Consider the following 22,016-nt stretch of genomic DNA (forward strand, 5'->3'; position numbering starts at 1 on the left):
AAAGTCCGCACGCACTGCTTCGGAATTGTGCAACAAGGCCGGGTACCGGCATTACTTGGCGCACCGATCCGTTGGGCAACCGCAAGGGCAGCGATGGCACCACCTACCGCAAAGACGCACTGGGCCATGTGCGCGGCAGCAATGCCAAAACCGGCGAACAGGTGACGTGGCGTGAGGATAGTCTCGGTAACCTGCGTGCCTCTGATGGCACCGTCTGCCGAACCAATGCGCTGGGGCCGCTCAACTGCAGTGGCGAGAGCACGGCATCGGCCTTGCTCGAAGGCAAATGGTGGCTTTTACAGCAAACGGTCTGCGCATCACCCTCTGATGTGATATCAGGCATGGTTGCAACAGGGCCAAGTGGGTAAACTCGTCGGCAATTTCTGGCACCGCAACCGGTAAGGTTGTGAAGCTCAGCCTCTTTTCGTTTTCCATGCGCCCTTGGCGCAAACTGACTCTTATCGGAATACCTGACTCATGGCTATCAAGAAAAACGAACTCTACTCCTCCCTCTGGGCTGGCTGCGATGAGCTGCGCGGCGGGATGGATGCCTCCCAGTACAAGGACTATGTGCTGACCCTGCTGTTTGTAAAATACGTATCCGACAAGGCCAAGGGCAACCCGTACGCCATGATCGAGGTGCCGACCGGAGCGAGCTTTGATGACATGGTAGCGCTCAAGGGCAGCAAGGAGATAGGCGAGGGGATCAACACCATCATCAGCGCGCTGGCTACTGCCAACGATCTGCAGGGGGTGATCACCATTGCCGACTTCAACGACGAAGACAAGCTCGGCAAGGGCAAGGAGATGATCGACCGCCTCTCCAAGCTGGTGGCCATCTTCGAGGGGTTGGATCTGTCGGCCAACCGTACCGAAGGGGATGATCTGCTGGGTGATGCCTACGAATACCTGATGCGCCACTTCGCCACCGAATCAGGCAAGTCCAAGGGGCAGTTCTACACCCCGGCCGAGGTGTCGCGTATTCTGGCCAAGGTGATCGGTATCAGCCGCCAGACCCCGCAAGATGCCACCGTCTACGACCCCACCTGTGGTTCTGGCTCCTTGTTGCTCAAGGCTAGCGACGAGGCGGGCCCCAAGGGGCTGACCATTTACGGGCAGGAGATGGACAACGCCACCAGTGCGCTGGCGCGGATGAACATGATCCTGCACGACAACCCCACTGCAGCAATCTGGAAGGGCAACACCCTGGCCGCGCCCCAATGGAAGGAGGGCAACAACCAGCTCAAGACCTTCGACTTTGCCGTGGCCAACCCGCCCTTTTCCAACAAGAACTGGACCAGTGGCCTCGATGCCGAACACGACGAGTTCGGCCGCTTTGTCTGGGGCGTGCCGCCAGAGAAAAACGGCGATTACGCCTTCTTGCTGCACATCATCAAGAGCCTGAAGAGCACCGGCAAGGGTGCAGTGATCCTGCCCCACGGCGTGCTGTTTCGCGGCAATGCCGAGGCGCGTATCCGCGAGAACCTGCTCAAGCAGGGTTACATCAAGGGGATCATCGGTCTGCCTGCCAACCTCTTCTACGGTACCGGTATTCCCGCCTGCATCATCGTTATCGACAAAGAGAGCGCCCACACCCGCGCCTTCAATGCTCTGGCTGGCAATGAGCAAGGGCTGTTTATGATCGATGCCAGCAAAGGCTTTATCAAAGATGGCAACAAGAACCGGCTGCGCGAGCAGGACATCCACAAGATTGTCGATACCTTCACCCGTGGCCTGACCCTGGCTGGTTACAGCCGCTGGGTGCCACTTAGCGAGATCGCCCGCAACGACTACAACCTCAATATCCCGCGCTATATCGATGGCAGCGAAGGGGAAGATCTGCACGATCTGGCCGGTCACCTGCAAGGGGGGATCCCCGAGCGCGATATCGCGGCCCTTGGCCCCTACTGGCGGGTATTCCCGACTCTCAAGGCCACCCTGTTTGCCCCGCTGCGTCCCGGTTACAGTGAGGCGCGGGTAGCCGCTGCCAAGGTCAAGGGCACCATACTGGCCTGTGAGGAGTTTGCCCGCTTCAAACAAGCGGCGCTGGCTCCGTTCGCCCAGTGGTTCAGCGAGTGCCAGTTCGGCGAGTTTGCCAAGGGCGACTCGCCCAAGGCGCTGATCGACGAGGTGAGTGAAGCGCTGCTGGAGCGCTACCGCGCCGCCGCCGAGGCGACCGGTGAGCTGCTCGACCCCTATGCCATCTATCAGCTGCTGATGGACTACTGGCAGAACCAGCTGCAAGACGATCTCTATGTGCTCTCCCAAGATGGTTGGCAGGCAGGCCGGGTGCTGCGCGAGCTGATTGCCGACAAGGGCGAAAAGATCAAAGAGAACCCGGATCTGGTGATTGGCAAGGCCAAGCACAAGGCCGAGCTGATCCCACCCGCCTTGCTGGTGGCCCGCTTCTTTGCCAATGAACAAAAGGAGCTAGATACCCTGCAAGCCGCGCTGGATGAAGCGAGCCAGACATTGGAGAGCTTTATCGAGGAGCAGAGCGGGGAAGAGGGCGGACTGGTCGATGCCATGAACGACAAGGAGAAGGTGACCGCCGCTAGCGTCAAGGCCCGCATCAGGCTCGCCACCGACAAGGAGGAGCTGGCAGTGCTCAAGCAGGCGCAGCAGCTGTTCGACGCCGAGACCCGCGCCAAGAAGGCCCATAAAGAGGCCAGCGACGCCCTCGATAAAGCGGTATTTGCCCACTACCCCAAGCTCCAGGATAACGAGATCAAAACCCTGCTGGTGGAAGAGAAGTGGCAAGCGAGCCTGCGCGGCGCGCTGGAAGCCGAGATTGAGCGGGTCACCCAGCAGTTGGCGAATCGGGTCAAGGAGCTGGAGGAGCGCTATAGCCGTTCCCTGCCACAACTCACCCAAAACGTGAGCGAGCTGGAGGCCAAAGTGGTGGCCCATCTTAAGGTCATGGGGCTGGAGTGGGCATAATGGCGGAACAGATGATTCAGCATAAAGAAGGCGAGAAGGTGGCCACGCAGGCTATTCCGGCGGGCTTTAAATGGACCGAAATTGGCATAATTCCTGAAGATTGGATTATCGAGAAGCTCGGAATGTATGCATCATTTCGAACCGGTCCATTTGGGAGTGCGTTACACAAGTCTGATTACGTCATTGATGGTATACCAATAGTAAATCCAATGCAGATTATTGATGGGGGTATTATTCCGACATCATCCATGAGCATATCGACGACGGCGGCCACAAAGCTCTCAGAATTTAGACTTCAGACTGGTGACATTGTTATAGGCCGCAGAGGAGAAATGGGGCGTTGTGCTGTAGTTGGGATTGAGGAAAATGGTTGGCTCTGTGGTACAGGGTCAATGATTATTCGGATTAAGTCGAGTTGTGAGTCTCGATTTATACAACGAGTTCTTTCAAGCAAGGAGATAATTGCTGCGATAGAGAGTTCATCCGTAGGTACTACGATGATAAATCTGAATCAAAGCACCCTACGAGAGCTGAAAATTTTTATCCCTTCGAATAAGAACGAGCAACTTGCAATAGCTACTGTTCTCTCAGATACCGATGCATTGATAGGTGAGCTGGAGCAGCTGGTCGCCAAGAAACAGGGCATCAAGACAGCCGCCATGCAGCAACTGCTGACCGGCCGTACCCGCCTGCCGCAGTTCGCCCTGCGCCCCGACGGCACCCCCAAAGGCTATAAATCCAGCGAACTGGGACAAATCCCGGAGGATTGGGAGATAAAGACTATTTATGAGTTGGCAGATTACCAAAAATTCTTATTTGATGATGGTGACTGGGTTGAAGCTGAGCATATAACTGACCATGGAACGCGGCTTATACAAACAGGCAATATTGGTATAGGGCGATATGTAGAGAAAGAAAATAAAAAATACATATCTGACGCTTCGTTTGATAAGTTGAAGTGTAAGCTGCTTCAGGAAGGAGACTTGCTCATCTGCCGTTTGGCTGAACCTGCTGGCAGAGCGTGTATTTTACCAAATATCGGTGAGAGTAAAGTTATCACATCCGTAGATGTTTCCATATTCAGACCTAGTAAAAAAACAGCGTATAGAGATTTTTATAATCAATATTTTTCTTTTTCAGAGTGGTTTAAAACTGTATTGGAACAGGTGGGTGGAACAACTCATAAACGTATTGCTCGTGGTGCGCTGGGGCGCTTACCAGTTCCATACCCAAAATTAGAAGAACAAACCGCCATCGCCACCATTCTCTCCGATATGGATAGCGAGCTAAGTTCGCTGGAGCAAAAACTGGCCAAGGCCCGCTCCCTGAAACAGGGAATGATGCAGCAGTTGCTGACTGGCCGTATCCGCCTGCCGCTGCCGCAGGAGGCATGATGGAGAGCATCAATAATCAGGTGCGGTCGGTACGCCAGTTGCTGGCCATTCCCCAACTGGCCATCCCAAGCTATCAGCGACCTTACCGCTGGGGTGCCAAGAATATCTCGGATCTCTTTACCGATCTGGCGACCCATCAGGACAAGAGCGCCTACCGGCTGGGCTCGGTGGTGTTTCATCAGCATGCCGATAGCAAGCTGGGCGAGATGCTTGATATCGTCGATGGCCAGCAACGTACCCTGACCCTGATGTTGACCGTCAAGGCGCTGATCGAGGTGCTGGATGACGAAAGTCGCAGCGGCAAAGAGAAGTGCACCCGCTTTCAACGTCAGGATCTGCGTGAGCAATTGCAGGCCTTGCGTGGACCTATCGATGCGTTTATGCAGCGCCAGCACTTCCCAAGCCGGGATTCGGAGTACAACCTCAGACGCAACTATCTGGAGCTGCGCCGGCTGGTGGCCCGCCCTGAGTTTGACGAGCAGCAAATCGACTTTCTGCTCAATCGCTGTCAGGTGGTCTGCTTTGTGCTGCAGGATATCTCGGAGGCGTTCCAGTTCTTCGATTCGCAAAATGCCCGGGGGCGCGATCTGGCCCCCCACGATCTGCTCAAGGCATTTCACCTGCGCGAGTTTGCCGAGTATGAGGCTAGCCTGAAAGCTGAGGCGGTCGCCCATTGGGAGCGTCTGCCAAGCGACGAGCTGGCCAATCTGTTCGCCCTCTATCTCTATCGGGTACGCCAGTGGGCCGAGGGCAAGTCGGCCCGCTACTTTGGCAAGGGGGAGGTGGATCTCTTCAAGGGGGTCAACCTCGACCGGGTAGGGCACTATCCCTACGTGGAGTCGCTGCGTATCGCCCATCACTTTGTCGATGAGTACAACAGCCAGTACCAGCGCAAGATAGATGGTCAGCGCATGACGTTTCCCTTTCATCTCGACCAGATGATCATCAATGGCCGGCGCTTTTTCGAGATGGCCGAGTACTACCAGGCGCGGGTCGCCGCTATCGTGGCCGAGGAGTCTGATTCCGGCAAGACGCAATCTGCCACCCTGCTCGGGGAAACGCTGACGCCGATGGCCAGCAAGGTGCTGTTTACCCTGGGCAGTTACGCGAAGCGTCATCGCACCGGGGATCGTTATGTGCGGGCCATGTTCGACTGCGCCCTGATCTTCTATATCGACAAGTTCGGCAGTCAGGGGCTGTCACTGGCTATCGAGAAGTGCTTTATCTGGGCCTATCGCTGCCGCATTCGCCAACAGGTGGTGCAACTGGCGACCATGGATAACTATGTGCTGGAGCACAATCTGATCCGTGCCATTCGTGATGCCCGCCTGCCGGGAGATCTGCACGGCTTCCCTTTGCCTAGCATGAGCAGCCGAGAGAACAAGAACAATCGCAACGGCGCCGAAGATGAGCTGGTCGGACTGTTTCGGGAGATGAAATATTATGAGTGATGCAGGCGTTTGCCCCTTTTCCATCCGTGCACTGCTCGAAGACAGCGCCCGCTATCTGGTGCCCATGTATCAGCGCAACTACGCCTGGGGCGAGGGAGAGATCACCCAGCTGTTGCAGGATGTGCTGGATTATCAGCAAAAATCGGCCAGTGGTAAGGGGCCGCAAACCTACTATATCGGCACTCTGGTGGTGTTTGCCCGGGGCGACGGCAGCTTCGAGGTGATCGATGGCCAGCAGCGCTTTACTACCCTCTCTCTGCTGGCCAATTGGCTTAAACACCACGCGAAAGATGCGGTAGAGATGAACTGGTATCACGCTATCAACCTCACTTTTGAAAGCCGCCCGGTATCGAGCCATACCTTCGAGCGCTTATGGCAGGGGGTGGCTCCCCACGATTTGCGGGGAAGTGCCTTCAATGAAGGTCTGGTGAACGGTTTTGAACTGATTGGCAAGGCAATGGCTGATCTTGGTTTGGTGGGGGCTAAACTGACGGCCTTTTGCGATTACCTCTTCACGCATGTGCAGATCTCTCGTATCGAGGTGCCCAAGGATACCGATCTCAACCACTTCTTCGAGGCGATGAACAATCGCGGCGAGCAGCTGGAAAAGCATGAGGTGATCAAGGCGAAGCTGATGGAGACGTTAAACCAGATCCCCGAAGAGGAGAGTCGTCGCCAAAGCATTCATGTATTGACCCGGGTATGGGATGCCTGCGCCAATATGGAGCGCTATATCCAGTACGGTTTTACCCCGGATGAGCGTCACCGCCTGTTTGGCCAGAATGACTGGGGCCAGTTTGTGCCCCGTGATTTTGCCCATCTGCTTGATCTGCTAGGGTCCTCTAACGCTGCCGACGCTGCCGATAAAAGTCGTGTAGCTGCCGGTAGCCAGGGTCGCACCTTGTTGGCTATTTTGCAGGATGACAAGCTCGATGGAGAGCAGAAGGTGGAGGAGGAGAGCGCAGGCTCGGAGCGTTTTAACAGCGTCATCAACTTCTCCAACTTTTTGCTCCATGTGCTGCGACTCGTAAGTCGCGGCCCGGCTGATACGGAGGGGGTGCCGCTTGATGATAAACAACTGGTCGATCAGTTTGAGCTGCGAGTGATAAGGCAACCTGACCCGGTAGCGGCAGTCCAGCGTTTTGTCTATGGCCTGTTAAAGAGCAAGTATCTGTTTGATCAGTTCATCATCAAGCGCGAGTTTGCCGATGGCAAGGATGGCTGGAGTCTGAAACGGCTGCACTGGTATTCGAAAGAGAGCGTCAGCTACATCAATACCTTTGATGAGAATGAGGACGGCTTTGCTGGCGTCAATCGGCGGATCCTGATGTTGCTGTCGGCGTTTCATGTGTCGACCCCGACCCTGGTTTACAAGCACTGGCTGAACGGCGCTCTGCGTTATCTGTTCGACAACTGTCACCCTGAGCAACCGGTAGGGGCGGGGGCTTATCTGTCCTATCTGGAGAGTCAGGCTCGCCGCTTTGTCTTCCTGCGCTTTTTGGCACCGGGTGAAGGGGCTTCCTATTACCAGATGCTCTACCTTGATAACGCCCTGTTGCCCGCAATCGAGGTGGATGAGAGCTGGCACGAGGTGATTACATCCAAACTTCGCTTCGGTCATATCGAGAACAACTTTGTCTTCAATTTCCTCGACTACCTGCTGTGGGTTACCAATCGCAATCAAGATAAAGATCGTGATATGGAGTTGTATCGCCGTTTCGAGTTTACGTTCCGCAGTTCGGTGGAACACTTCTCACCCCAGCATCCGATGGATGGTTATCAACCGGTCGAGCAGAGTGCCCTCCATTCGTTTGGCAACCTTTGCCTTATCAGCCACAGCAAGAACTCGCGCCTGAGTAACTTCCAGCCCCAACAGAAGCAGGAGCACTTTGAAGTGAGCCTTGTCAACAACCAGATCGATAGCCTCAAGCTGCTCGCCATGATCCGGTTGATGAAAGAGAAAGGCCGCTGGCAGGAAACCGAGATCGCAGAACACCAAGCGCAGATGCTAGAAGTGCTGGCCGCTGAGGCTAGCAAGATGAGGGAATATCCATGAGCACTGTTGGTCAACGGGAGCAGGCTACCCAGCAGCGAGTCGTGCGGTTTTTTATCGAGGTGCTGGGCTATCGCTATCTGGGTGACTGGCACACCCGGCCCAACAATCGCAATGTCGAACCCGCCTTGCTGACCAGTTGGTTGGCTGGGCGTGGTGTGGATGCCGCGCTTATTCCCAGGGTGCTGCGCCAGCTCGAACGGGCGGCCAGCCTGGGGGAGGGGCGTCAGCTCTATGATGCCAATAAAGAGGTCTACCGCCTGCTGCGCTACGGCGTGAAGGAGAAGGTCGGGGCGGGCGAGCAGCATCAGACTGTCTGGCTGGTGGATTGGGCCAATCCAGAGGCTAATGACTTTGCCATCGCGGAGGAGGTGACGGTTGCGGGGGAGAACACCAAGCGGCCGGATCTGGTGCTCTACGTCAACGGTATTGCGCTTGGGGTGATTGAGCTAAAGCGATCCACCGTCTCTATCGGTGAGGGGATCCGGCAAAACCTTGACAACCAGAAGCAAGACTTTATCCGCAACTTCTTCACCACCCAGCAGTTGGTGATGGCGGGCAATGATAGCCAAGGCGTGCGTTATGGCACCATCGAAACCCCGGAGAAGTACTATCTGGAGTGGAAAGAAGCCGGCATTACATCGCAGGGCAACCTGCTGGATCAACATCTGACCCAGCTCTGCGACAAGGGCCGTTTTCTCGAGTTAATCCACGACTTTATCGTGTTCGATAGCGGGGCGAAGAAGACCTGCCGTCATAACCAGTACTTTGGTATCACGGCGGCCAAGGGCTTTATCGCACGTCATGAGGGCGGCATCATCTGGCATACCCAGGGCAGTGGCAAGAGCCTGACCATGGTGTGGCTGGCCAAGTGGATCCGCGAGAATGTACCGGATAGCCGAGTATTAATTATCACTGACCGCACCGAGCTTGATGAGCAGATTGAGAAGGTGTTCGCCGGGGTTGAGGAGGAGATCCTGCGAACCAAGAGTGGCGCTGATTTGGTGCGCAGCCTGGATGAAGCTCAGCCATGGCTGCTTTGTTCTTTGGTGCACAAATTTGGCCGCCATACCGAAGATGAAGAGACCGGCCTTGATGGCGATGAGTTTATCGACGAGCTCAAGGCCAACCTGCCGGCCGACTTTGCCCCCAAGGGTAAACTCTTCGTGTTTGTGGACGAGTGTCACCGTACCCAGTCAGGTAAGTTGCATGGCGCCATGAAGAGCATACTGCCCGAGTCGCTCTTTATCGGTTTTACCGGCACACCGCTGATGAAGAAAGACAAGAAGAAGTCGGTGGAGGTGTTCGGCCCCTACATTCACACCTACAAGTTTGACGAGGCGGTGAGCGATGGGGTGGTGCTGGACTTGCGCTATGAGGCTCGCGACATCGATCAGCGGGTCAAATCTCAAGCCAAGGTGGATGAGTGGTTTGAGGTAAAGACCCGTGCACTTTCGCGGCTTGGGCGCCAGCAACTCAAGGAGAAGTGGGCTTCGATGCAAAAGCTGCTCTCGAGCCGCTCACGACTCGAGCAGATCGTGGCCGATATCCTGCTCGATTTTGATCGCAAGCCCAGGCTGGCCGATGGCCGTGGCAACGCCATGCTGGTTTGCGCCAGCGTTTATCAGGCCTGTAAGAGTTATGAGTTGTTCAGTCAGGCTGGCTTTGCCGACAAGTGCGCCATCATCACCAGCTATCAACCCAATGCCAATACGATCAAGGGAGAGGAGACCGGCGAGGGGCTGACCGAGAAGCTTGCTAAATACCAGATCTACCGCAAGATGCTGGCGGGCTTTTTTGACCAGAGTGAAGACGAGGCCGCCAAGCGGGTGGAGGAGTTTGATAAAGCGGTCAAGCAGCGCTTTATCAAGGAGCCGGGTCGGATGCGGCTGCTTATCGTAGTCGACAAGCTGTTGACCGGCTTTGATGCGCCGTCGGCAACCTACCTCTATATCGATAAAAAGATGGCCGATCACAACCTCTTTCAGGCCATCTGCCGGGTTAACCGGCTCGACGGTGCCGACAAGGATTATGGCTACATCGTCGATTATAAGGACTTGTTCCGCTCGCTGGAGCAGACGGTTAAGGATTACACCGCAGAAGCCTTTGAGGGTTACGACAAGGAAGATGTGGCCGGACTGCTTAAAGATCGATTGGCACAAGGCAAGCAGGATCTTGATGATGCCCTGGAGGCTGTACGCACCCTGTGTGAGCCGGTCAAGGCACCGCGCGAAGAGTTGGATTATCAGCACTACTTCTGCTGTGCTCCTGGCGCCGATGAGGATGAACTGCTCGACAAGGAAGCTCTACGTTTAACGCTCTATCAGTTCGTTGCCAAGTTGATCCGGGCGTTCACTACGCTGGCTGGTGAGTTGGAGGAGGCGGGCTATAGTGCCGGCCAGGCAGCCGCTATTCGCCGCGAGGTGGAGCACTACACCAAGGTGCGTGACATGATCAAAGTGGCCAGTTGTGATCACGTCGATATGAAACAGTTCGAGCCAGCGATGCGGCAGATGCTGGATCTCTATGTTGATGCCGACCCTAGTGAAACCCTGATGGATTTCGAGGAGTCGGGGCTCTTGGAGCTGATCATTGAACGTGGGGCTGAGGCGCTCGACGGTGCCCCAGAGGGGCTGCGTAAAGACAGTGAGGCGATGGCTGAGGCCATCGAAAATAACGTACGTCGTACCATAGTCGATGAGAACCCGGTCAATCCCAAGTACTACGAAAAGATGTCGGTACTGTTAAATGAGCTGATCGAGCTACGTCGCTCCCAGGCCATCTCCTATCAGGAATATCTGGAGAGAGTGCGTGAGCTGGCCATCAAGGTGAAGCGACCAGCCAGTGGTGGGGCCGGGGCTTATCCTGCGAGTGTCGATACCTCGGCCAAGCGGGCGCTCTATGACAACCTGGGGCAAGATGAGGTGCTGGTGACCCGCCTCGATACAGTAGTGAGATACACCAAGAAAGCAGACTGGTATGGGAACCGCTTCAAAGAGCGGGAGATCGCCTTTGCCATTGCGGAAGAGATCAAGGGGTACGATGTGACAGTTGCAGATGTGATGACCCTGGTCAAAGCCCAGCAGGAGTATCATTGATGGCACAGGTCACCATAGGTGAGCTGACGATTGATCTGCAGCGCAAGGGCATCAAAAACCTGCACATCAATGTGTTGCCACCCGATGGAAGGGTTCGGGTCTCTGCACCCGCATCCTTGTCGGACATTGCCATCAGAGTCGCGGTGGTGCGCAGGCTGGCCTGGATCCGTCAGCAGCAGGCGGCGTTTGTTGCACAGCCGCGTCAGAGCGAGCGCAAGATGTGTAGCGGAGAGACCCACTATCTTTGGGGGCGAGGCTACCGATTGGATGTGATCCCGACCGAGGGCACCCACAGCGTCAAGCTGCAGGGGGGCTGGATCCGTATGCGGGTGCCTGCCCACTATGATGCTGCTCGCCGTGAGGCGTTGCTCCTTGATTGGTACCGCCAACTGCTACGCCAGCGGCTTCCGGTACTTATTACCAAGTGGCAGGAGATGCTCAAGGTTGCACCTTCTTTTGTCGGTATCAAACGCATGAAGACCATGTGGGGTAGCTGCAAAACAGATACGGCTCGCATCTGGATTAACCTCGAATTAGTCAAGAAGCCCCCTGAGTGCCTGGAATTTATCGTTGTTCACGAGATGGTGCATTTGTTAGAACGCAAACATAACCAGCGATTTATCTCCCTGATGGATCTGCACCTGCCAAATTGGCGGGAGCACCGAGAGAAGCTGAACAAGATGCCGCTGGCGTTTAACCGGTGGGGGTATTAAGCACAAAAGCGATCGGCCTAAGGACCGGTTTACGCGACCACTATCTTGAAAAAAAACGCTCGGGCTGAGTGATGAGCTGCTAAAGGGAGATGCGAAAAAGTCCCTAACATGAAATAATAATATCCAGAAGCCATTATGAGTCATCAATTTATTGAAACACGAGAAATGACCATAAAAATGGCATAATTGGGTGGGTTCGGTGTGTTTTAGGGCGAGGTTCGCTGGCTTTATAGCCAGCGCTCAGTCAAGGTAAAAATTACACCTGTTCGCACGTTTTATATAAAAAAACAAGCCCTCAATAAAATTGAGATGAGGATCACAAATGGCTTTAAATGATTTTGTCGTGAACACTCCTCGGCCGTTACCCGTGATTCTGCTGTGTGACACCTCCGGAAGTATGTCAGTAGATGGCAAAATTGAAGCGCTTAATGAGGCGGTCAAGCAGATGATTACCACATTTGCAGAAGAAAGCCGGATTCGTGCCGAAATTCAGGTTGGGCTAATCACTTTCGGTCAAAGCGTTAACGAACATCTGCCACTAACTGCGGCAAAGGACATCACCGATGTATCTCCGATGCAGGCTACTGGACTGACGCCTCTCGGCGCGGCACTGAATCGAACCCGCATGCTGCTAGAGGATAAGGAGGTCATTCCGTCCCGTGCCTATCGACCGGTTATCGTATTGGTGTCTGATGGTTACGCAACCGATGCTTGGGAAGCGCCATTAGAAGCCCTGAATCGCTCTGAGCGGGCCAGCAAGGCATCCCGTATCGCGATGGCGATCGGTCAGGATGCGGACCGGATTATGTTGGAAGACTTTATCGATGATCCTGAAGCACCTCTGTTTGAAGCGCAACATGCCAGAGACATTCACAAGTTCTTCCGCGCCGTTACCATGAGTGTCACTACCCGCACGCGCAGCGCCAATCCCGAACTGGCTGCCCCAATCCAAATTCAGGGAATGCCAGAGGATGACGAAGAACTGGATTTCTGATGTCTATAGTTCAACTCTTCGGTGGCTCAGTCAGAGGTCCAGCACACATTCTGGATAACCTGCCAAATCAGGATGCCTTGATGCTGCGAAGGCTCGGTAAGCTAGGCACCTTGGCGGTTGTTTGCGATGGCATGGGCTCAAGACCATATGCCGACATTGGCGCCCGCAAAGCCTGTAAAGCCGTACAAGCAGCAATAAAAAAGCTGGGTAATTCGGGATTCAGCCCCAAAGTACTTATCCCGGAAATCCACCGTCAATGGGTGCAGCGGGTACAGCCACTTCGCACTCAGGATGCAGTCACAACTTGCTTGTTTGCCTGGGTACTGCCTGACGGTCGTACTTTAGCGGCACAACTTGGTGATGGGCTCATTTATGGTCGGGTTAATAACGATAGCTGGCAGCTTTCTCCCACTGACAAAGCATTTGGTAATGCAACAACGGGACTAGGTATCGCCAAGAAATTATCCGATTGGCGATGGCGCATTTTTGAAGAGACAACCAATAGCATTGAAATTTCGATGATGACTGACGGGATCAGTGACGATCTCCTGCCCGAAAGTTATTCCGCCTTTGCCTCTGAGATGCGCAAAGCCCTAAATTTCAAAAACTCCAGACATGCCAAGAAATGGCTAAAACATCAGCTTGACAATTGGCCTGTACCGCTGCACGGAGACGACAAAACCTTTGCGGCAATCTATTTAGGAAACGGACATGGCTGCGCCGAAACACAATCATAATACCTTCGCGAAAGACGAGAAAGGTGGTGAATGGAGACTAACCCGTAAGATAGGGGAAGGCGGACAGGGTGAGGTGTTCAGTACCGACACTACCGGCTATCTGGCTAAATTCGTCAACTTCGAGGATGACAACAAGCTGACAAGCTGGTCGAAACGGATCCGCTGGGTAATGAGGCAGGATCTGGATGGTCTCCACCTAGCCCGGCCGATTGTCATGCTGACAGAACCAAAGCCGGGTTACATCATGGAGATGATGGACGAACTGCTTCCCTTACGTAAGATCCTCGATGACTCCTACGAAGCGTTACTTGTAGCGCAAGATTTCAGCGTTTTCAAAGCAACTGGTGGCCTGTTGCGTCGTTACCAGTTGTTGGGAAAGCTAGCACGTCAATTAGCGGAACTTCATGGCCGTGGTATCGCCTATGGTGACTTGTCGCCAGATAACGTGTTTGTCTCCGGCGACCCCAACTTTTGTGAAGTGTGGCTGATTGACTGCGACAATCTGGCGACCAATGGCGTTATCGATAACCAGGCGGTCTACACGCCCGACTACGGCGCACCGGAATTGGTCAGATGTGAGGCGGGGATGAGTTCATTAACTGACTCCTGGAGTTTTGCGGTGATTGCCTTCCAACTATTGACTTTCATGCACCCACTTAAAGGCGAGATGGTGACTGAGGGTGATGAAGCATTAGAGGAAAAAGCGCTTGGGGGTGAATTGCCGTGGATTGAGGATCCGATGGATGATACCAATGCCGCAGTGCCGGGAAAACGCGGACTGTTTACCGTAGCGATGACGAAAAAGCTTACGAGCCTGTTCCAGCAGTGCTTCACTGAGGGACTCAATAATCCCCTGGGGCGCCCTTCAATGATGGAGTGGGCCGAAGCTTTTGAGCAAGCGAGTATGGCCACTCTCACCTGCAATAACGAAGTGTGCGGGCAAAGCTTTATCTACAATCGTGCTCATCAATGTCCGTTCTGCGATGGTGCCATCAATCCGAGCGCTTTCTTGCTGTTAAAGCACTACTACTACACACCAGAATTTGAAGCTGATGACAGTGAACAGCAGGGTAACGGCTGGATCAATTCGCAAAGTGGCATCGTCATAACTGCCGATAAACCCGTTTCACTAAAAAAACTGGATCCGGCCAGCGCGCTTTACCATAACTCTGCCCCCCTGTGCCAACTTGAGCTAACCAGCAACGGGCTGTACATAATCCCTGCCGAGGGTCAGCAGCTCCATCTGCAGAGAATCTCGGACAGCAAAACCAGTCCGATCCAAAAGCGCCAACTTCTGAAAGCTGAGAGTCGCTCCAACACCCGATTTGCCCTGCATCTGGAAGATATGTCAGCCACTCATCCAGTCTGGATCTTTAACTGGTAAAGCATCGCCATGAAGTTATTTGAATTTCCATACTTTCAGACGGATCTAATACGGGTTTCGTCGCCCTGGTCCGAACGGTTTAATAAAGCACACTGGGACAAATCTTCATGCGTCACCATCCGGGAACATGGCGATAACTTTCTTCTTATCAACGACGAGAAACAATTCGCCGAGGTCAATATAAAGGCGTTGCCGGAACCGGCCGCCAAAGTGACCCTGGCAACGGTCGCCAAGTTCGAACCTGACACGCTTTACCTTGCCTGCCTTCCGATTCAAGACACAGTCGAAATCGATGAAGTCTGGAATCTCGGAGCCGATGAACAAATCATCGAACAGGTCCGTGCAAAAACAACGAACACGCAGTCGCCCGTCGAGGATGTCCTGAAGTGGCTGCAGGGCGAGTTTGTTTGCGATAACCAGGGCGGGGGTTGCTTTGCTCAAATGTACCGGAACGACAACAGTGTTCAGACTGGGAGTCAGAGCCGTTTTACTTTGATCGGCCGTCGCTGGCTGATTGATATGGTGCAGCGGAGCAAAGGCGCCTGGTTTATTGAACGACTCAGACCACTCAGTCGACAACAAAGCAACGGCATTCTGTGGCTCCAAGCTGACATTCAATTTGTTGATGCCTCTTCAGCGGCATTGTTGGGTTCAGAAGAGGCTCAGCAGCAGATTTCCGCTATTATTGACAGCAATCAGAGCTACATCAATCTGTGGCGCAAATACAATCAGCTGGAGCAAAAGAAAGCTGAAGCAGAAGCGATAGCGCAAGGCTATATCAGGTACCGCTCCTATGAACCGGTTGGACAGGAAACGGTTCGTTGGCAGTTTGAGCTTGACCTTGATATGCAGGAAAAGCTGCCAGACTTTGTTGCTGGCCTGCTTTCCAATTCCGAAGGCTTACTGGAAGCGGATAAAAACTTGCCTGAGTGGTTCACTCAGGACGAGTTATCAAAAGTTGTTTCCCTGCAGGACAAAGCGCGACGCTTCGCCGGCAAATTCATCAAAGCAAGTAAAAATAGCCTTACTCTTGAACCCGACCTTGGCAAGAAAACTATTTCTCCTCCAAAACAAGGCTACTTGTTTCTGTCATTGGCTGGCACCATGACCAGTCTTCAGCGTCGGCAAAAAGCCTGGGAGCTGATCAGTCAGGGGCAAAACCCCATGCCACAGCTTAGGTACCTCCTTGAAGAGAGAGATGTGCCACGCATTCGCCGCCGGACTTTGGAAGCGCTCTCTCCTGCTGCGCGTATGATGTTCAAAGGTGAGCCAACTGACCGCCAGCGGAAAGCGCTTAATGCAGCGTTGAATACGCCTGACATCTGTTTGATTCAAGGGCCGCCGGGAACCGGTAAAACCCAGGTCATTGCCGCCTTGCTAAAACGCCTGGCTGAAGTGTCTGATTCTGAGCAGGTGCAGCATCAGACCCTCGTCTCCAGCTACCAACATGATGCCGTCGAGAATGCTCTGGAGCGCTCAGAGGTGTTTGGTTTACCCGCTCCCAAAATTGGAGGGCGTAGAAATCGGGATGCTCAACGTATCGACCCGGTATCGGCCTGGAGTGAACAACGTGCGGTACAGATCGAGCAAAAGCTCTCGTCTCTTAAGGCTCAGGATCCGGTCTGGCAGGCTTGGAAAAACGTCCAGCAAAGTCTGACGAAGGCCATGGTCTCCCGCCTGCTGCCGCAAGAGCTGCAGGAGCATCTTCGTGATGTCAGAAATCATCTGACTGCGCTAGCTGAGATTAGTCAACTAAGCCCTTCTGCGATGCTTCTTTGCGATCTGGACGACCTGATAAAACAGAAATTTGGTATCAATCAGTCACTGGTCAGTGGCGCCTACCTGAAACAGATACTTGCCTCAGTCAGGGCACTTCGTGTAACCGAAACTGCGTTTAGCGATGACGGCCTCGATCGTATCCAATATCTGCTTGCCAGTGCTTACATCGGAAAAATAGAGCTGAAAGCGGCGGCTCTGGAGCTACTTGAACAAGCTTCCAACTGGCAGATGCCCGCAAATCGACCGGACCTGCCCAAGCTTAAGGCACTGAAAGATAAACTGCTGGACCGCCTGGCTGTGGATTCCCGTCCCATTAGCCGACGCCAAATGGCCGATAGCCGCGTCACAGAGCTGTTGTGCCAGATCCGTGACGAGCTTTCGGGCAAATTTGAGGCAACCCGATATGGCGTCACCACGGTACTGGACGACTATGCCAACGCGCTTCGCTATCAGCCTGCAGCTGTGCGCAACGCAACGGCCGAATACTCAGCCGTGCTTGGCGCGACGTGCCAACAATCTGCGTCCAACTCGATGGCTGATCTGAAGAGCATAGAAAACCGCTCATCTGTGGTGTTTAACACCATCATTGTTGATGAAGCTGCACGTGCGAACCCACTCGATCTCTTCATTCCGATGTCTATGGGCGAGAAGCGCATCATTCTGGTCGGGGACCATATGCAGCTGCCACACATTCTCGAGCCTGAACTGGAGCAAGACCTTATCTCTCGGGAGGGGTTGGATGAGTCTTTTGCTAGCGGTCTGCGGGAAAGCCTGTTTGCACGCCTGTTCCGCCAAATGAAAGCGTTGGAAAACAAAGACGGGGTTAACCGAACCGTCACTCTGGACAAGCAATACCGCATGCATCCCGTTTTGGGTGAGTTCATCAGCAATCAGTTCTATGACAATGAATTGATGTCTGGCCTGACGGCTGCAAGCTTTGACCACGGGCTGGCCGAGTATGGCAGCAAAGTCTGCGGTTGGATCGATGTCCCCAATTTTGAAGGCTCAGAGCGTCGGATTGGCCCCAGTACCGCCAGACAGTGCGAAGCCAAGCGAATTGCGGATGAAGTTGCCCGACTCACCCATATCGCACCAACCAAGAGCATCGGGGTGATCTCGTTTTACAGCGCTCAGGTCACCGAGATCAAAAAAGCACTGGCCGAGCACGGTATCTGCGATTCAAACAGTGAATTGGAAATCAACAAAAGCTACACCGCCTTTACTGATCCCGATGGAAAAGTTCATGAACGTATACGCATTGGCACCGTCGATGCTTTTCAGGGCAAAGAGTTTGACATTGTTCTGCTTTCAATGACCCGCAGTAACCAATATGAGGTCGAGCTGAACTCCGAGTCCGCACTCAATCGAAAGTTCGGCCATCTCAGACTGGCCAATCGGATGAACGTGGCAATGAGTCGTCAACGCAGCCTTCTCATTGTGGTGGGCGACAGAGCAATGGTGATCTCTGCAGCGGCACAGAAAGCCGTTCCCGCGTTGAACAGTTTCGAAAATCTATGCAATGGAGAGCACGGCTTTGTTATTTAACCCTTCCAGCACGCCGATTATCTGCTCGCCTAAGTTTGAACGCTTTGGATTTGAGCGACAACATCTGCTGGTGCCACTACTGGCCTGGAAAGTACTGGCGCCAGGCAGAAATGCCCGCAATGTAAACCTGTTTCAAAAAACGATCCTTAAGCTCATCCGTGCGGGTGTTGTGCACAGCAGCGAAATCGCAGACCACATGGCACTCGATCCGGAGCTGGTCAAATTTATCATTGCGGCACAACTGCAGCCAAACGGACTTTTGGACAAAAGCTTCAAACTAACTTCTGAGGCCGAAGAAGCTCTTGATGATGGCATCATCGGCGGTAAGGAGCTGTCAACGGCTTATCTGTTTCAGGAGCCATGGAGTGGTAAACTCCTGCCCCGTATTGCAAATGCCCTCGAAACCATCGAACCCGACAAGTTTGACGACAAAGGATTCCCAACCTTCTTGCGCAGCCGCGGAGAAGGTAAATACGAAAAACCGTTTTGCCTCAAGGCCACCAGGCTTCCTGATACGCCAGATACCGAGGCGATCTTTAAGGCACTGGAGCTGGCAGAAACCGCCAGATTCAACAGTTTGCAGGTCAGTGGGGATTGGGCAGAATCACGCGCCATCTTCTCCAGGGGCTACGAGCTTATGGACGAGCGCTCTATTCAGGTTCTGGCCTGGTGCTACGTGAAAAAGGCGGACAACGGGGAAGTTCCTTGGCTGGCCAGCGATCCTTTTGGCTATTTCCCGGCAGCAGACTATATGCGGGAGTTGCTGAATGAACGTCTTGAGAAGGATCAGCACTTAGCCGGAAGAGTCGCACGCATATTCAACATTGAATACGGCAATTCAGCAGACCTGCAAGCCACGATTGAGCAGGATGAAGAGCAGCTTCGTCTTGAGCTGTTGGCTGAGTGGCCTTGGCTTTCCGGGTATCCGGAACTTGAGAGGTACGTTGGCTCACTCTTGCGTTTGTCCAAAGCCAACATATTAAATGGCGAGAAATGCAGATGGGAGGACATCGATAGTGAATGTATCACTGCGCAAAAAGTCGCGGAATGTCTAATAAAAATCCTCCTGAAAAAATATAGCGGTAAGCGTGTTTGCCACATGCTACGAGGCAACGGCTTATCTGAAGGTGAGAAAAAGCATCAAAAGCCGCTGGAACGGAGCTCCCGAGTAACGCTATTTGACCACTTGCCAGTAGCAGGCCTCAATCTCAATGAGTCCGAAGCGTTGGCAAGTGTCGACTCTAGGGGGCTGATCATGGCAATTGAGCGCGAACATGGCTCATTAAAATCGTTGCTGGCCGGTGCATTGCTGACCTGTTTCTGCCATCCGAGGCACCCCTTGGTTGAGCTAGAGCATCACTCTCCCAGGTGGATCCGCAAGCTGTTGCAGTTGGCCGATCTCAGAAATAAGGCGGGGCATGCATCCGGTGATCAGCTAGATAAACAACAAGTTTTTAATCAAACCCAATGGCTCATCAGTTGGGTCAAATTGTTCGAGAAAGAAATCTGAAAATGGCAAAAAAACCGAATAAAACTGCGACAAGTGCGTCAAACAATCAAAAAGCCTCTGGTTCTGGCCGGAGCTTTGCCGAAAAAATGGCTAGTGTACTCGGGCGCTTGCCTGAAGATGTGGAGCTGCAGGAGGGTATTTCAGCGGCAGTCAAGGATGAAGTGATTGCTAAAGCCGATGCTCAAACGCAGGAGCTGCTGGACGAGCTGGTTTCTGAGTTAAACAGGTTGACTTCAGAGTGCGCTAACTACCGTTCAAAACTCGAAAAAGAGACTGAGCTAGCCAAAGTTGAATCGTCTCGTATCAGTAATGAGCGGACAATTCTTGAGCAAAACAAGGAAGCCTTCAAAAAAGAGCAAGCCGCTTTTAAAGCTCAGGTAACCGAACTGAACAAAGAAAAATTGACGTTTGCTGCTGAGCAAAATGAGTTGGCCATCAAGAAGCGAGAGCTGGAAACACAGGAGCTCAACGCGGAGGCTGGCTTTGCTAAACAGAATGAGGCCTCGCTCAAGCAATTGCAGTCAAAGAAAGCGGAGCTGGAGCAGTCTCTGGAAGAGCTGCAGTCTGTAATCACTGCTGAAGAACAAACCGCAGCTAATGCCCGTATAGAACGCCACCGCGAGTTATTGGCAAAACAAAAAAGTACTTTTGATGCCATTGCTGCAAAAGAGCGCAAGCTGATTGAGCAACAGACGGAGTTCGATGCTCAAAAATACGAGCTCGAGAGCCATAAACTGAGCCTGGATGGAAAACTAGCTGCTCTGCAGAAACAGCAAAAACACCTGGATAAGCAAGCTCAAGAGTTGGCCGCAGAGCAACTGGCTGCCAAAGAACGCCAGTTGGAGGCTCTCCGTGAACGGCTCGCTTCTGCGAATGGTATGCTTGCTACCCGGGATAAAGCGCTTGAATCTTGGAATGATATTCGCCAGCTGATGGGGGACCGCTCTCCGCAAGCGCTTATCGAGCAACTGAATCAGGCACAAAGGCAAGTTGAACAGCTTAAGAACGAACTCGCCTTGAAACCTTCTGGTTCGCTGCAATCTCAGTACGACCAATTGCGCCATGAGTTCGACCAGCAGGAACAGGACAAACTCGATCTGGAACGTCAGCTCAATGAGCTACGTCGCGCTGTAGCCAAGGGGGCGATCTCGGTTATTGGTCAGGAAACTCAGGAAAAAGAACTTCGGGTCCTACGCAAGCACAAAGAAGTGTTGTCCCGTGCCGTTGATGAGCTGGAATCACAAGTCGATGATTTGGTACAGCGTCAGAGCAGTCAAACCGCCTTCCCTGCGATGCAGGCAATGGACAATGACCATAATCTTCAAAGCCAGCCGAAGTTGGAAGCAGTTCGGGATCTTAAACAGTTTGCGCAGGTGCTGCAGCATCGTATCGCGCTGGATGTGAAAACAGGAAAAAAGCTTTACTACCGCCTTGAGGACATTCAAATTTTCCTCGGTGGCCTGGCCATGTCACGACTGGCTATTCTTCAGGGGATCAGTGGTACCGGTAAAACCAGTTTAGCCACCGCATTCTCTCGCGCCGTAGGGGGGCACTGCACCAGCGTCCGTGTTCAAGCAGGTTGGCGGGATAAAGAGGACCTGCTGGGGCATTACAACGCGTTTGAGAAAAAGTACTACGAGAAAGAAGCGGTTCAAGGCCTGTATCGGGCATCGTTGCCGGCTTATGCCGACCGTCCCTGCGTCATTTTGTTGGATGAAATGAACCTGTCTCGTCCTGAGCAGTATTTTGCCGAATTCTTGTCGGCCCTCGAGGAGGATACCGAACGGCAGCAGATTGCGCTGGCAACCTCACCCTGCCCCAATGCGCCGAACTTGCTGATTGATCAGCATAAGCTGCAAATCCCGCAGAACGTCTGGTTCATTGGCACGGCCAACCACGATGAAACCACCAATGAGTTTGCCGACAAAACTTATGACCGTGCCCATGTGATGGAGCTGCCACGCAATGAGCACCGATTTGAAATTAACACTCGTATCGCTGAAGAGCCCGTCAAGTTCAGCTTTACCTCACTTCTCGAGGCTTTCCACAAAGCCAAAGAACAATACACAGCCGAAATCGAACAGGTGAAAGAGTTCCTGCACCCGTCCCACAGTTTCAGTGATGTGCTACAAAAGCAATTTAATGTTGGGTGGGGTAACCGACTTGAGCGTCAGCTTTCCGCGTTTATTCCTGTTGTATTGGCGGCGGGAGGCAGTCTTGGCCAGGCAGCAGATCACCTGATCACGACAAAAATTCTGCGCCCGGGCAAAGTGGTTGGCCGCTATGACACCACTAAGGATCACGTAAATCAGCTGATTGAGGCCCTTGAGGAAACCTGGGAACTGCTCGAGACCAACGACAAGCCGGTCAAAGCGCTACGTTTGCTCGAAAAAGAGCTCGACCGTAAGGGATAACCAC

At 53.4% G+C, this 22,016-nt stretch carries 13 protein-coding genes; all 13 read left to right on the forward strand.

From position 1 onward, the window contains the following. Positions 1–71 precede the first annotated feature (71 nt). A complete protein-coding gene (locus OKC28_RS06615; protein WP_270688293.1) occupies positions 72–368 on the forward strand; it encodes a hypothetical protein in 297 nt (98 codons plus the stop codon). Between the two features lie 109 nt (positions 369–477). Then, positions 478–2,940, forward strand: a complete 2,463-nt coding sequence (locus OKC28_RS06620; RefSeq protein WP_270688295.1) for an N-6 DNA methylase — start codon at positions 478–480, stop codon at positions 2,938–2,940. Continuing rightward, positions 2,940–4,334 (forward strand): restriction endonuclease subunit S, encoded by a 1,395-nt coding sequence (locus OKC28_RS06625; RefSeq protein ID WP_270688297.1) that lies wholly within the window; start codon positions 2,940–2,942, stop codon positions 4,332–4,334. The genes OKC28_RS06620 and OKC28_RS06625 overlap by 1 nt, the downstream gene beginning before the upstream one ends. Beyond that, entirely contained in the window at positions 4,331–5,785 is a 1,455-nt protein-coding gene (locus OKC28_RS06630; protein ID WP_270688299.1) for a DUF262 domain-containing protein, read from the forward strand. Before OKC28_RS06625 ends, OKC28_RS06630 begins: the two co-directional genes overlap by 4 nt. Next, the gene (locus OKC28_RS06635) at positions 5,778–7,841 is read left to right on the forward strand and encodes a DUF262 domain-containing protein (RefSeq protein ID WP_270688300.1); all 2,064 of its coding nucleotides are present in this window, start codon (positions 5,778–5,780) and stop codon (positions 7,839–7,841) included. Before OKC28_RS06630 ends, OKC28_RS06635 begins: the two co-directional genes overlap by 8 nt. Beyond that, positions 7,838–10,936: a type I restriction endonuclease subunit R gene (locus tag OKC28_RS06640; RefSeq protein ID WP_270688302.1), complete on the forward strand. Its 3,099-nt coding sequence runs from the start codon at positions 7,838–7,840 to the stop codon at positions 10,934–10,936. Before OKC28_RS06635 ends, OKC28_RS06640 begins: the two co-directional genes overlap by 4 nt. Then, complete coding sequence (locus OKC28_RS06645; RefSeq protein WP_270688304.1) at positions 10,936–11,649, forward strand: M48 family metallopeptidase; 714 nt, start codon at positions 10,936–10,938, stop codon at positions 11,647–11,649. The genes OKC28_RS06640 and OKC28_RS06645 overlap by 1 nt, the downstream gene beginning before the upstream one ends. 322 nt (positions 11,650–11,971) lie before the next feature. Then, positions 11,972–12,643, forward strand: a complete 672-nt coding sequence (locus OKC28_RS06650; RefSeq protein WP_270688306.1) for a vWA domain-containing protein — start codon at positions 11,972–11,974, stop codon at positions 12,641–12,643. Further along, the gene (locus OKC28_RS06655; protein WP_270688308.1) at positions 12,643–13,380 is read left to right on the forward strand and encodes a PP2C family serine/threonine-protein phosphatase; all 738 of its coding nucleotides are present in this window, start codon (positions 12,643–12,645) and stop codon (positions 13,378–13,380) included. Before OKC28_RS06650 ends, OKC28_RS06655 begins: the two co-directional genes overlap by 1 nt. After that, positions 13,355–14,764, forward strand: coding sequence for a protein kinase domain-containing protein (locus OKC28_RS06660; RefSeq protein ID WP_270688310.1), 1,410 nt, complete (start codon positions 13,355–13,357; stop codon positions 14,762–14,764). Before OKC28_RS06655 ends, OKC28_RS06660 begins: the two co-directional genes overlap by 26 nt. A gap of 9 nt (positions 14,765–14,773) precedes the next feature. Further along, positions 14,774–18,088, forward strand: coding sequence for a DEAD/DEAH box helicase (locus OKC28_RS06665; RefSeq protein ID WP_270688312.1), 3,315 nt, complete (start codon positions 14,774–14,776; stop codon positions 18,086–18,088). After that, positions 18,078–19,598: a hypothetical protein gene (locus OKC28_RS06670; protein WP_270688315.1), complete on the forward strand. Its 1,521-nt coding sequence runs from the start codon at positions 18,078–18,080 to the stop codon at positions 19,596–19,598. The genes OKC28_RS06665 and OKC28_RS06670 overlap by 11 nt, the downstream gene beginning before the upstream one ends. Further along, the gene (locus OKC28_RS06675; RefSeq protein ID WP_270688317.1) at positions 19,556–22,012 is read left to right on the forward strand and encodes an AAA family ATPase; all 2,457 of its coding nucleotides are present in this window, start codon (positions 19,556–19,558) and stop codon (positions 22,010–22,012) included. Before OKC28_RS06670 ends, OKC28_RS06675 begins: the two co-directional genes overlap by 43 nt. Positions 22,013–22,016 lie beyond the last annotated feature (4 nt).

The sequence above is a fragment of the Aeromonas sp. D3 genome (assembly GCF_027705025.1).
Taxonomy (GTDB): domain Bacteria; phylum Pseudomonadota; class Gammaproteobacteria; order Enterobacterales; family Aeromonadaceae; genus Aeromonas; species Aeromonas salmonicida.